Consider the following 12,925-nt stretch of genomic DNA (forward strand, 5'->3'; position numbering starts at 1 on the left):
CCTACCAGCCGACGACCATCCGCGAATACACGTCCAGGACGAACGCCACATACGCCGAGCCCGACCAGGTGCGGACATGCGTCATGTCCGCCACACACAGCTGATCCGGCCGTGATGCGGTGAAGTCGCGGTCCACCAGGTCCGGCGGGCGGGGTGCTGACGGCTCCGCCACGGTGGTCCGCCGACGTTGACCACGGATCACGCCCTCCAGACCCAGCTCGGCCATCAGTCGTTCAACAGCGCAACGGGCCGCGCCGACGTCCTTACGCCGCAGGGCCCGGGTGATCCGGCGGGCGCCATAGGCGCCGCCCGATTCCGCATGGATCTGCTCGATCAGCGCCATGGCTGCTCGTCGCGGAGCCGGCGGGCCGACTTCGGCCGCTTCTTGCGGGCGAAGCACGTCGACGGTGACAAGTTCAGCTCCCGGCAGACGGGATCGACCCCGAGGCCCTTCTCGCGCAGGTGGTCAATCACCTGCTCGGCCTCGTCCGGGGATGGTCGATCTCCTGGGCAAAAAAACCGACGCCGCCTTCAGGATCTCATTGGCCGGTCGTCCCGTACCCGGCATCCACCTCGGGCTGGCGGAACCCACTGTCGCAGGGCCTCCTTGGGGATGCCGAGGTCCTTCGCGATGTGCGCGACAGGACGACCAGTGGCGCGGACTCGCGGATCGCACGCTCACGCAGTTCATCGGGGTATTCCGTGGCGCTGGCACTGATGTGGTTCTCCTTCGCCGGGATCGCAACCCTGGCATCAAGGACTCCACGAAACAGGGTGCAGCTCATCCCGCTCCTGGGAGGGTACTTGTCTTTGAGGCAGACCAGGGTGCCTTCGACGGTGGGGAGTTCACCGTCATGCTCCGGCCAGGCCGAGTGGTGGGCCAGCCGTGTATGGACCCGGTCGCACGCCTGGGCTTCGGCCCTGCCGTAGTTGGTGGTGTCGGTGGCCGTGGTGATCGCCGGTTCGGGCCAGGTCTCGGGTTTGTTGAGGCGGAACTCCGGTCCGTGCTTGGGTGGATGTCCGCCCTTGGGGCTGTAGACGTGGGGCGGCTTCGGAAGCCGCATCACCCGGTCGCTGCGGATTGGGCCGACGAGCTCGACCGGGAGATCGCGCAGTACCCAGGGCAGACGGGTGACGTCATAGCCAGCGTCATGACGATCGTGATGACCGGGTTCCCAGCTGTCCACTGGCCGGCCGCGATGAGCTGTTCCACCACAGCGCGGAGCTGGGCGACGGTGACCGCGGTCGCATCGTCCTCGGGCCCGAACCGGACCACGTCCAAGTTCCCCGGTCCATGAGGTGGCGCCGGGCTTCAGAACGGCGACGAAGGAGCACGGCCAGCACGGGAGGAACTGGGAGGCGGACTTCGCCCGGTCGTAGACATGGCAGAACAACCTGTCCGCTGAGCGCGGCGCGTCCGAGGGCAGTCACAGTGACACGTCGACCGCGAGCACCAAGGGGTCACCGTCGAAGCGCGGCAGCGGCATGGCGGCCAACAGGGCCCATAACCTGTCGAAGTCGATCCGGCCGTGGTTGAAGGCTCCGTAGAAAGCGCCGTGACCATGCTGGTGCTCGGGCACCAGCGTCAACTCCACCAGCAAGGTGACCTGCCCCTCGACGCACAGCAGCGTGTCGGTGAGCTCGAACAACTCCGGCCCGCCATTGCCGCCCACCGGGCGCGAAGCACCGCAGTTCAGCAGCGCAGCACGAGCCCGAGTGGACAGTAAAACGAATCGAAACCTTACGGACCGTGTCCGCCTGAGGCATTAGCGAAGTCAAAGATCAAGCTGGGAGTGCGGATCATCTACCTGTGAGCGGATGATCCCTCCATTCGCCGTGCTGCCGGATCGCTACCGGCGCGTCGGGTTTCCAGGTCTCCAGTTTCGTGAGGGCGTGCTTCAGCCTGGCCCTCGCCTGGTCACCGCTCAATTCAGGTTCGAGCACCTGGCGCAGTACGTGCAGGGCGAGCCTGGGCGGCACGGCATTGCCGATCTGCTGCGATACATCGTTGCCGCCCCAGGGGTATGCGACGGGGAATGTCTGGAGTACGCCTGCCTCAGCATTGTTGAAGCGGTTGAAGCGGGCGAGGTCCCTGTCGGTGCCCTTATGGACCACGCGGTTCCGTGACACCTTCCCCGTGATCGTGGCAGAAGGGGCGTCGTGGTTGCGTCGGCCGCGCGCCTCGGGGACACCACCGGTCCCGTAGTTGGAGATGACAGTGAAAGGGGGACGATCGCCCACCGCCCATGAGAGCTGTCGCGCCCGCTTGAACGCCTCTTCCATGGAAAGCCAGGGCGCCTTCGGGGGGTCCATCGGGAGGGTGTCCGCCTGACTTGTCTTTGGCGGCCGGGTCGGGGACGCCAACCGCTGGTAGTGCTCGTGAGTTTCAGGCACTTTCGGGAGGCGACCGGGCGTCAGCCTGTTCAGGAGGCCAGTCCGATCGAGACGGGCCATCAGCACCGCGCGGCGTCGGGTCTGCGGAACACCGAAGGCCTCGGTGTGCATCAGTTGTGTCCTGGTCTTATACCCGAGCGAGGTCAACACCTCGGCGTACTTCTCCCACACTGGCATCACCGCCTGCACCTGCTCCAAGACGACGGCTTCGTAGGGTTTCAAGCCAGGGCGCCTGCTCCGCTCGATCACCCACCAGAGAGGCTGCAGGACCAACCCTGTTCGTTCGTCTCCCAACTCCTCCAGTCTGTCCTTCAACTTGCTGAGCTTGTTGTTCAGATCGCTGAACCCCTTGAGTAGATCCGCGAGTTCGCCATCTGTGCACTCGAGCCTGTGGGGGGCCTTGAGCTGCTTCAGGAACTTCTTGGTTTCGTCCGACGAGCTTCCAAGTTGATCAAGCCTGTTCCTCATGCTTTTGCGCATCTTGGCCCTGCGCTCCTCGACCTTGCGCTTCTCCTCCTTGACCTCTTGGGCTTCCAGCTCCCTGAGCCGGAGTTCCTCGGAGATCTTTCGCCAGGTTCGGAAGACATGCTTCCAGTCATGACCGTTCTCGGGTCGTACGGCTGTATGCAAACGCTCGATGTACTGCACCACCTGGTCTAGTGCCCTGCGGCCTGCCCCATGTCCTGCCACCGTGAAGGTTTGGCAAGGCGGCCCACCGGTCAGCACTTCGGCACGCGGGAAGAAGGCCGCGCGATACTGCCGGACATCGCCTTTGAAGGTGTCCATTCCCGCGGCTTCGCGGGTGGCGCACGCTCCTGCGTCCCATTCGATGCCGGTGACCTGGTGTCCCAGCACATCTGCTGCCACATCCAGCCCACCCGGGCCTGCAAAAAGGTCCAGGATGCGGAAAACCGCAGGTGGGGAGTATACCTTCTCGACGTGGCTCATGGGCGTGAAGTTTAACCAGGGCTCCGAGGGCGTGTTCATGTATCGCCCAGGTGTAACCGGCGGCGCCAGGAGCGGCTGCCATGACGAGGCTGCCTGGTACCAAAAGTGGATCAATAGGTCAATTGAATAGGAAAATGACCTTGAGGGGATCGGTGAGCCTTCGGGCCTCTGGTCAGGGCGTAAGTGTCTCCGGTTGTCAATGCCGTCAGTGGTAGCGTTGGCCGAGTCATGGTCGATCGGATGCTGTGAGCTTGGTCGTATAGCGGCCGTACCGCGGAGCAGACGAACGAGTGCGAAGTGCCGGTGTAAACCCAGAACTCGGTGTGCAAGCGTGATTCGACTCTGGCCAGGGACGGGCTGCCGATCAACCTGTGTGGCGTACCAACAAGGATTCCGGGATGTTCGACAGGATGATGGGTTCTTCGGGGCCGCGGTAGGCGAATTTCAGGTCCTCGCGTGCGCGAGTGCACAGAACAAAAAATCGAAGATGCGCGTCCAAGCTGGTCGGGTCCTCTGTATACGCGTCCAAGTCCGGTACGAAGACACTGTCGAACTCCAATCCCTTCATGCTAGCCGTGGTCACGACTCGGATCGGACGGGTCGAGAAGTTGATGGTGTCCCGGAATCGATCGTCGTGAACATAAGCCTGGGTGTACTTTGCAAGCCCGAGGCGCGTGAGTTCGCTCTGGACGTCGCGAAGTAAACTCGTCGACCTGCAAATAATGCCGATGTTTCGCTCCGGATGCACTTTGAAATATTGGGAAATTCTGGCGACGAGATACTTCACTGAAGGGACTTTTAGGACAGTGGGGGTAGGGCCGACGCGCGTCGGCAAGGACGTCGCTTTCGGAGTTTCTTTTCGGAATTCTGATGCCAGGATCGCGATCTCCCGACTACATCGATGGTTCTTCCGCAGTATGACCGGAGCGGCCGGTACGGCAAGGAACCGTCGCATCTCGGACAGAGTGCTCTCGTCGTCGTCGATCCGTTGGTTCTCGTCTGCGAACACGGTGACGTCGACGCCGAGAATGTAACACAACTGGTAGAAGGCGACGGGTAGATTCTGACCCTCATCGATCACCAGATGTGCGTGAGACCTGACCTTCTGCCGGATGCAGTCCCGCTGCATCCCTATCCAGTCGTAGCTCCACGCGTCTTCTCCGGTTTGTGGGGGATCAGTCCGGAAACGCCTACGCCAGAAGTCCTGGATCCACCGGTGATAGGTGGTGACGTTCAGGGCCTCTGTGAGATCTGGTGCTATTTGTGCGAGGTACTGATGCAGCAGATTGGAGCGCGTGAAGAGGGCCACATCGCGCCCAGCAACCGTCAATGCCCAGGCGCGGTAGACGGCCATCACAGTCTTTCCGGCACCGGGTGCCCCGGTGACGACGTGGTTTCCGTGGAATGGCAGGTCGAGAACTGCGCGTTGCTCGGCTTCGAGGTCGAGGAGGGCGGGAACCTTCATGGCACATCGACGGCTCTGGCCGATTCCTCAAGTGCGGCCTGGACGACTCCGCGAAAGAACCCCGGGACCTCGCTGTCACCGATCAACAGTGTCCTATCCAAGAGGGAGTTGTCGATCTCGCAGCACGTCTCGGGAAGAAGTGTGCACGCATGGCAGGCGGCACGGTTGAGATTGGCCAGAGATCTGCCGGTCGAGTCGGCGCACAGGGGGTCCTGCGAGCACCACTGCGCCGATTCGAGCAGACGGATCAAAGTCTCAACGAGGTTCGGTGGTTGCCCCTGCCGTACGAGTCCGCCCAGTGTTCCCTCGGCGTCCCCGGCGGCCGTGTAGATGAACACGCCGGCTTGGGGCGGAAGTCCGCTGTCTGGCAGGTGGCTTCGAGCGTAGACACGTTCCCGTAGCGAGGCTGCGTTGTACCCGCTGTCGTACGAGAGTTGGCGAATGAATTGATGGGCCAACGTGTGCAGCATTACGAATCTCGGGAGAAGGACCGGACCCGTTTTTTCCCTGAGGCGGTCGGCTTTGAAGGAAGCGTCCAGGTCGCGCTCGATTCGTCGTGCCCAGCTGTGTACCGCCGGAAGCTTCTCCCAGTCGCTCACACGTTGCTCGTCGACGGCGATGAAGATTCCCTCGCCGTAGGTCTCTATGGCAGGCAACCAACGGGCCCGGGCCTGCGTGTTGACCGACACGACGCGTCCACCCTCGCCCTCTTCGTCGTCGCCGGAACTGGGCTCGTACCGCGAGAACCCTTGGAGCGCACGTACTTCGCGCACCCGGTCGGCGATGACGACCGCGGAGATGCCAGTGGCCAGCACCTGCATGGATTCGGGGTCGTCATGTACGACCCCGAGGCGGGTCCGTCGTACGGAGAACGTCTTCGAATTGGTGACGGAATCCGGTACTGAGAAGGCTGCCCATTCGGCGACACTCAGGTCGTTATCCTCATCGGAAGCCGAAGACAATGAGGAAGTTTCGTCTCCATGGTGGCGTCGCACGGTTTCCACGAATTCCTCTGTGACCTCGCACTGGTTGGAGATCACAACCCTGTAGGAGTCGGAGATCGGGCTGCCGTATTCACTTTTAAAGTCCGGCCATAGAAAGTGGTTTACGACCTTCTGGGTGGACTCATCTTCCTCAGACAGGCCCTCCGGCGCCGGGATGTCGAGCGCCGAGTGCGTGATCGGGAAGTACACGTTGGAGGCGCCACGCTGTACCGCTTGCGGCGTTTCCTCACAAGGATCCGCGTCGTCCGTTTCGTGTTGCCAGGGGTGCGTTCCTGGGCATTCCACACCCGTCTGCTTGAGGATGTTCTTCTGGCTGATTCCTGCCAGATTGCGACTGGCTAGACAAACGGCACAGACGACGCGCAGCGCCTCTAGCCCGGAGGACTCGGGACTGGCTAGGAACTTAAGCCGGCGAACCTGGCATTGGCGCTGAGCGTGGCCCTGGCTCCTGGAGTGAGCCCATCGACGCCAGTCGATGTCGGCCATATGGCCTGCCTTGCATACCTGGACGAAACGCATCGGGGCCAACTGCGGCTTCCCGGGGCAATGCCCGCAGGCCGGCTGCTTGTCTCGCTGCTCGCGATCCAGGCGCCAGAACTCCATTTCCCTGCACTGAGGGCAGAACAGCCACTTGGGAAATCTTACGTAAGAGGGTCCGCTGCGGCTCGCATAGGCGGCCTTCCCAGAGGGGATGACGGGGGCCGATCGGAAGCCTTCGACCCCCAACTTCCTTGCGAGCCGTGGTGAATCAACCCGCTCGGCATTCGCTGCCCAACTGCGGATGTCGGCGGCGACGAATGATTCACCTCGGAGATCTAGGATTCCTCCGACGCCGAACGGGACGATGGTCTGCGACCTGCGAACTTTGCGGCGAACGTCTTTCACGGCTCTCAAGTTCCTCTCACGCTGACGAGACATTCGCGGTCGACGTTGCGCATCGACTGTGCCGTTTCCCACAGACCGCCTTGTTTGCCGAAGTCGGTGAGAAGCGACGGGTGCAGGCGTCCCTGGGGCTGGTAGTAGAGACGGCTGCCCTCGCCACGCGCGATCTCAGCCTCCTGCTTCCAGGCTTCGATCAGGGAGTCCAACTGTTCGGCCGCGGCGTCGGCCTCTTCCGGATCGGCTCGCCGCGCGTGATCCACGATGAGGTCACGGATCCGTGCCACTTCGGCCGTGTGACCGAGGATGTCTCCGGCCTTGTCCTCCGAATTCAGCCCGATTCGGTGTCGCACAAGGATGGTGAGCACCGCGTGCAGGGCTCGGTTGCGCGAGGGCATGGACCACGGCGTGACGCTGGTCGGTTCGACATGTCGATAGAGCGAACGGTGGTACACGCCGAATGATTCGTAGTGCGACCGATCACGCGGTTTGGTCGAGCGGAAGAGCGTGACGATCAGCCCCGGTACATGACGGCGTCCTACGCGGCTGGTGGCTTGGATGTATTCCGATGTCGTCTTGGGCTGCCCGTTCATGAGCATAAGGCCGAGCCGTGGGACGTCGACGCCCACGGACAGCATGTTGGTCGTGGCGAGGAAGGAGACGCTGCCACCCTCCTTGAAGCTCTTACCCAGACGCTCGAGCAGTCGTGGTTGAGCGGCGCGTGGAATGTTGCTGGTGAGCTCGACCACCGAGTTGTCGTTCAGTCCGCGTCGCCGAGTGTCGTCCTTCGTCAGATGCTCGAGACGTGCGGGGATGTCGTCCCGCGCGATCGTGACGGTTCGGCCGAGTTCCCGCAGGCTGTTGTGGTAGGCGACCGCGGTCCAGTACGCGTCGCGGAGGTTGTCGTCGTCACAGATCTCCTTCGGGGCCTGCAATGCGGCGGCGCCCACGTGGACGGTCGACGTCGAGGCGGTGTGGCCCTGTGCCATGACACCCACGTACAGACGTCCGGGCTTGTCTTTGTCGGGCGCGGCGAAGTAAGAGCGACCAGCGTTGATCCCCGCCGGGGGGAAGAGGTGTGCGGGTCGACCGTAGAGGCTGCGGATCTGGTCCTGTGAGCGTCTGATGGTTGCTGTGGACGCGATGACCTTCGGCACGGTGCCGCCCTGGGCACAGAGTTCGAGGATGGCCGCTTCGTACAGGCCGACCGTTGTTCCCAGAGGTCCGGCTAGAAGATGCAACTCGTCCTGGATGACCAGCGAGGGAGCGCGCTTGCCGTTCCCGCCGAAAAGGTTGCCTGCATCTGATTCCCAGGCAAGGCGCGCGAACTTGTCCACGGTGCCGAGTACGAAGGTCGGAGGTTCCTTGTAGATCTGTTGGTCCACGACGGACACCGGGAGCAGCTTGTGGAAGACGCACTTGTCGCGTGGGCAGAAGAACGATGTGGAGACTCCGTCCGCCCGGATGCCGAAGTCGCGATCCTGCCCCTGCCGTTCCGGGACGATCTCGGTGCCACACCAGGGACAACGCTCGAGAAGGAAGCGATCATCGGGTGTGTGCATCTGCTTCAAGGTGTCCAACTCGTCCTGCGCGGCCGAGATCTTGTTCGGTGTCGTCTCCTTGCCCACCCAGAGCCCGATGGAGATGGGCTCCTTCCCGAGATCGTGGGACAGCGACCCGTCGTGCCCCCGTCTGATGTACTCCAGGGCACAGATGGCCGTTGCCGTGCGCTGGAACTGCTGCGTCGTGAGGAGACTCAGCGTGTATCGGCTCAAAACAGCCGTGCCGCCCCCGGCCGCACCAAACTTCAATCGGCGCCAGAGGATCTCGAAACAGGCAGTGAGGAGGTAGGCCTCTGTCTTTCCTCCGCCTGTGGGAAACCAGATGAGGTCGACTGTCCGACGACTCTCGTGCTCGGGCTTCATCAGGCCCTCGACCACGAGCAGGAAATAGGCCAGTTGGAACGGATGCCACGCATAGTTGCCGTCGGGTTCGGAGAGTTCGAGCACTTCGCTGTTCCTGCGGCGACGGCTTCCCGCCAGTTCCGGGAGACTGTGGAGCATTTGGAGAGCCATGGCCCGGTTGGCCAGCCGGAAGGCCTCACGTGCTTTGGCCCCCGCCGGGGTTGAGGCCGTGAGAGTCTCCACTCCTGACATCATGCGGTCGGCGGCCGTCTCGATGCGTTCGAGGATGCGCGCGGTCGGCGCAGCAGTCCATGCTTGCAAGGACTGCGCCTCCGACCGCTGGGTGTCGAACCAATTGCGATAGCCCAGGACGAAGGAGAGCAGTTCGGCCTTGAGGTCGTCCACAGCGAGATCGGTTCGGGAGAGATACGCGAGGTTGAGTACCGGCAGATCCTTGGGGCCGTCGGGCTTGATGCGCTCGACGACCTGCTGAGGCATGACCTCGGCCCGCACGGTGGTGACGAGGTCCGATTCGCCGTCCCACTGCACAGCACATCCATGCCCCACAGCCCTGTTCACGATGTGCCGGTACTGGACCCGGAGTTCTTGCTCCTCCTCGTCGCGACTATTTAGACGGGTGCTCGGATACTCCAGAATCGACGATCCATCGAGTGCTGTCGCTTGCAGCTCGGCCTGGAAGAGCATCAGATCGCGGTCCTTGTGCGTGCTCTCCTCTTCGTCGTGCGCGTTCGCCAGCACGCAGGTGATGAGATGTCCGGCGCCGAAAGGGCGCCACCGGAGATGGAGAAGACCGTGGCCGTCCAGGACGCTGATCGGCGTCGTTCGTTCCGCGGACACGATCTCGGTAGTGGAGAGGCGAGGTTGCCTTCTCCAGCTCCGGCGCCCACCTTCCCAGGTCGTCAGGTAGCGAGAAGCCGCACATGTGACCTCGATGCGGTGAGTGTTGGCGAAGAAGGAGAAGCCGAGAGAGGATGGAAGCCATGCGTTCGCCTCGGCCACCGGATCGTCGGCGAAGCTGTCCTCTTCTCCGTTTCCCGCCTCCGTCTCGCTGAAATCCTGTTCGCCGTCTTCCTGCGAGTGCTCCAGCATGGACGCACCTCGCGGATACAACGTGCCCATCAGGTAGCGCCGGTCGGGCGGGTCAATTAGCGTTTCGTCCTCGGCACCTGCCGGTCCTACCAATTGCTTGCGAAGGTACGACACGAAGTCGGCGCGATGACCTGAGAGTTGTGACGCGAGGTCGTTCACTTGAGATGTCCCTCCCGCGTAAGTACGGCCACGCCCAGGTCCTTGAGTGCCTGGCGGGTGCCGGGGCGGCAGGCGACCCAAAGCTGGGCACGAGCCCTGGTCAGAGCGACGTAGAGTGCGTCAAGACGGCCCTCGAGATGCTCAGGCTCGAGGTCGATCACACAGACCACATGGTTCTCGTGGCCCTTGAAGTCGGTGATGGAGGACCAGGTGGGACGGTGCTTCGTGCGGTCGGTTCCGACTACGTCGGAGAATCGCTCGATCTTCGAGACTCTCTGTGACAGACGGGCCGAGCTCGCCTCCCACTTCCCGGAGGCGGACAGCAGCGTGACGTCCCGGAGAGAGACACCCTCGCGTACGAGCTCGTCGAGATAGGTGTCGAGAATGGTTGCTTCTTCGTTAACGTCCCGTGCATCGGTGAAGCGGACCGGCTCGCCTTCACCATCGGTGGCGATTCCTAGGTCGGCTCCCGTGTAGTGGCGGACTTGTTTGACGATCTGCACGGTGTTGCGGCAGTTGCGCTTCATAGGGCCGTATAGGAGACCTAGCGGGCGCAAATAGTCCCAGGCGTCGGGGTCGAATGAGTCCGGGGCCAGTACCTGGTTGTTCTGATCGAGCATGAAGAGCCAGTGGCCTTCGGCCAGGCCGCCCGAGACGAGTTCCTCGAAGGTGTCGAGACCTACGAAGGTCATCAGGTCCTGGGCCTCGTCCACGATCAGCTGGTCGAAGGTGCGGTCTCGAATTTCGTCCAGGCGGTCGAACGGCAGGACGGTGATGGCGTCGTCCGACAGGATTCGGTCCATGTGGGCAGCCAGCGTGGTGCTTGCACAGGTGAACAGGACACTGCCGGCGGCTGACTTACGGCGAGCCGCTTCGGCAGCGAGAAAGGTTTTTCCAGTACCGGCGCCGCCGGTCCAAATGAGGCGTGCGTTGGACTCCAACTCGTCGAGTCTGTCGATCTGCTCGCTGGTGAGGCGCTCGAAGAGCACGTCAAGATGCGTCAGCCGAGACTGTAGATTCGGTACGAGGTCGAAATCCGGGCGTACTGCCTCGATCATCCTCTTGCGTAGAGAGGCGGAGATAGGGGTACTTGCCCACCTGTTTCGAGCCAGCCAGAACCGAGTGGCTCGTTCGATGGCCTGTGTCAGACCGCGCCCGCCGTTGTACGCATTGCTGCCCAAATATTGTTGGGGCTCAAACTCGGTCGTACGCTGGACGTCGACGTCCGTGGTGATCACGAGGTACCCGCTGGGGACGCCATGACCCCTCAAGTCCCCGATCAGGGCACCGAGTTCCCGCTCGAACTCGTGCATGCCTCCGCTGGCCTGGGCGAACGGGCTTTCCTTGGGCCCTTCCTCGCGACCAGGCGGCCCGTAGTACCATCCTCCGTCGCGGTGGTGGACCCGACCGCCCTTGACCTCGATGAAGAGCAACATGTCGGGCATGATGACGACGAAGTCGATCTCGCCGACACGCTTCTTGCGGTGCTCGGGGAGATGAACAGTGTGCAGTGCGACGCTCCGGTCATCGGGGATGGCCTTGAGCGCCGCAAACACACTGCGCTCAGCACGGCTCTTGGTGCTGGTTGAGATCTCGCTCGGAATGATTCGCATCAACTCTCCCCATGGTCATGCCCACAAGTCCTCAAAATACCGAGTGACTGACCCTCTGCGCGTGGCTCCTGGCGAAGAAGTGCTGGCCGTGACGGCCCGTGGGGTGATGGACTAGGCGGAGCAGAGTCTAAGTAGGGCGCGGGGGCGTGATGACCACGGAGCGGGGCGGTGCATCTGGCATCCGGCTGGATAGACCTGGTCGGGATCTACTCGTCGGTCTCATACGTCGATTCATGGCCGAGGGTGTCGAACGCAGCGCGGCCCTTATACATGTGACGAGGGCTGCCCGCCTAGACGAGCAGAGGACCCAGGCCCTGTACGAAGCCGTGGCTGAGGCAGAGGAAGAACGCGGGCATGATGGAGAGTCACCGGTCAGCACGGAGAGTGCAACCTCCGACGGCGTGGCCGGTCGCGGCGAGGTCGTCGACGACTTAGACACCTTCGATGAAGAAGATGAGGCTCCGGACCTTGAGTCCCTTCGAGGGACGGTGCGTGTTGGCGACATGGAGGCGGCCCGTCGCGCTGCTCGCGACCTGCTTGAGGCCGATCGGAGGCGAGTGAACCCGCACCGGCGTCTGCTGAGCGCCGAGGAAGAAGTGGGGCTCTGTCTTTTGTTCCGAGGGGCAAGAAACTCATCGGATGAATTGCCCGATGGCTATTTGGCGACACTTCCGCGCGACAGCGAGGCGTACAGAGCCGCATCTGCAATGGTCATCCACAATCAGCGGCTCGTTCATAAGATCCTGCGCGGAACGGGGCGCTGGGCAGGTGGCCCCATGTATGAGGACCTTGCGCAGCACGGCATGGTGGGGATCATTCGCGCCTTGGAGAAGTTCGACGTTTCCCTGGGGTGCAAGTTTTCTACCTATGCCACCTGGTGGGTTCGGCAACGCATTGCGCGAGCCGTGATTAATGAAGAGGCGGCGATTCGCCTTCCGGTTCACGTCTGGAACGATGTGGAGAAGGTAAGGAAGTGGGAGCGTAAATTTCTCGACCAAGGAAGAATTCCTAATATAGATGACTTGGCCTTGGCGTGTGAAATAAGTCCCGAAAAGGTGGTCGGTTTTCTACGGTTGGGGCATCGTGTCGTTCTATCGCTTGAGCAACCTGTCGGCGATAAGGTTACCCTCGGACAATTAATCGTTGATGAGTCTCATCCTGTTTCGGGCCCGGAACAGGAGCTGTGGTCAGAATTTGAACGTGAGGAACTTTTCCAGCTATTCGATGCATGCATGTTCACGGAGAGAACCAAGAATGTCCTTCTGCTGCGATACGGATTCATCGATGGTACGTCCTGGACGCTCGAGGAGATCGGGAGGAAATTCGCTGTCACCCGTGAACGTATCCGGCAGATCGAAAAGCGTGCTCTTGAGGACCTGAGGATCGGCATGGGATTGGATCCCGACAACCCTGAGGCGGAACGGCGTCGAAAGAATGCCGCCCGGAAAA

The 12,925-nt window shown here is 62.3% G+C and carries 8 protein-coding genes and 2 pseudogenes; 1 reads left to right on the plus strand and 9 read right to left on the minus strand.

Going from position 1 to position 12,925, the window contains the following annotated elements:
• Position 1: 1 nt before the first annotated feature.
• From ACW4TU_RS28600 to ACW4TU_RS28640, 9 genes and pseudogenes are all read right to left on the minus strand, one after another.
• Entirely contained in the window at positions 2-343 is a 342-nt protein-coding gene (locus tag ACW4TU_RS28600) for an IS3 family transposase (protein WP_457417663.1), read from the minus strand.
• Complete coding sequence (locus tag ACW4TU_RS28605; protein ID WP_457417665.1) at positions 334-474, minus strand: hypothetical protein; 141 nt, start codon at positions 472-474, stop codon at positions 334-336. Before ACW4TU_RS28605 ends, ACW4TU_RS28600 begins: the two co-directional genes overlap by 10 nt.
• A 57-nt stretch (positions 475-531) precedes the next feature.
• Positions 532-633: a hypothetical protein gene (locus ACW4TU_RS28610; RefSeq protein WP_457430353.1), complete on the minus strand. Its 102-nt coding sequence runs from the start codon at positions 631-633 to the stop codon at positions 532-534.
• Positions 634-971: 338 nt separating this feature from the next.
• Positions 972-1,673 (minus strand): annotated as a pseudogene (locus ACW4TU_RS28615) (transposase); the annotation flags it as partial.
• A gap of 127 nt (positions 1,674-1,800) precedes the next feature.
• On the minus strand, positions 1,801-3,342 hold the full coding sequence (locus ACW4TU_RS28620; protein ID WP_457417667.1) for a DNA cytosine methyltransferase: 1,542 nt from the start codon (positions 3,340-3,342) through the stop codon (positions 1,801-1,803).
• A gap of 364 nt (positions 3,343-3,706) precedes the next feature.
• Complete coding sequence (locus ACW4TU_RS28625) at positions 3,707-4,807, minus strand: AAA family ATPase (RefSeq protein WP_457417669.1); 1,101 nt, start codon at positions 4,805-4,807, stop codon at positions 3,707-3,709.
• Positions 4,804-6,729, minus strand: a complete 1,926-nt coding sequence (drmB, locus tag ACW4TU_RS28630; protein ID WP_457417671.1) for a DrmB family protein — start codon at positions 6,727-6,729, stop codon at positions 4,804-4,806. The genes ACW4TU_RS28625 and drmB overlap by 4 nt, the downstream gene beginning before the upstream one ends.
• Complete coding sequence (locus ACW4TU_RS28635) at positions 6,702-9,863, minus strand: helicase-related protein (RefSeq protein WP_457417673.1); 3,162 nt, start codon at positions 9,861-9,863, stop codon at positions 6,702-6,704. Before ACW4TU_RS28635 ends, drmB begins: the two co-directional genes overlap by 28 nt.
• Positions 9,860-11,476 (minus strand): nuclease-related domain-containing DEAD/DEAH box helicase, encoded by a 1,617-nt coding sequence (locus ACW4TU_RS28640; protein WP_457417675.1) that lies wholly within the window; start codon positions 11,474-11,476, stop codon positions 9,860-9,862. The genes ACW4TU_RS28635 and ACW4TU_RS28640 overlap by 4 nt, the downstream gene beginning before the upstream one ends.
• A gap of 707 nt (positions 11,477-12,183) precedes the next feature.
• Between ACW4TU_RS28640 and ACW4TU_RS28645 the strand changes: the two are divergent.
• Positions 12,184-12,798: pseudogene (locus ACW4TU_RS28645) on the plus strand (sigma-70 family RNA polymerase sigma factor); the annotation flags it as partial.
• Positions 12,799-12,925: the final 127 nt, after the last annotated feature.

The organism is Streptomyces kryoterrae, from assembly GCF_054072135.1.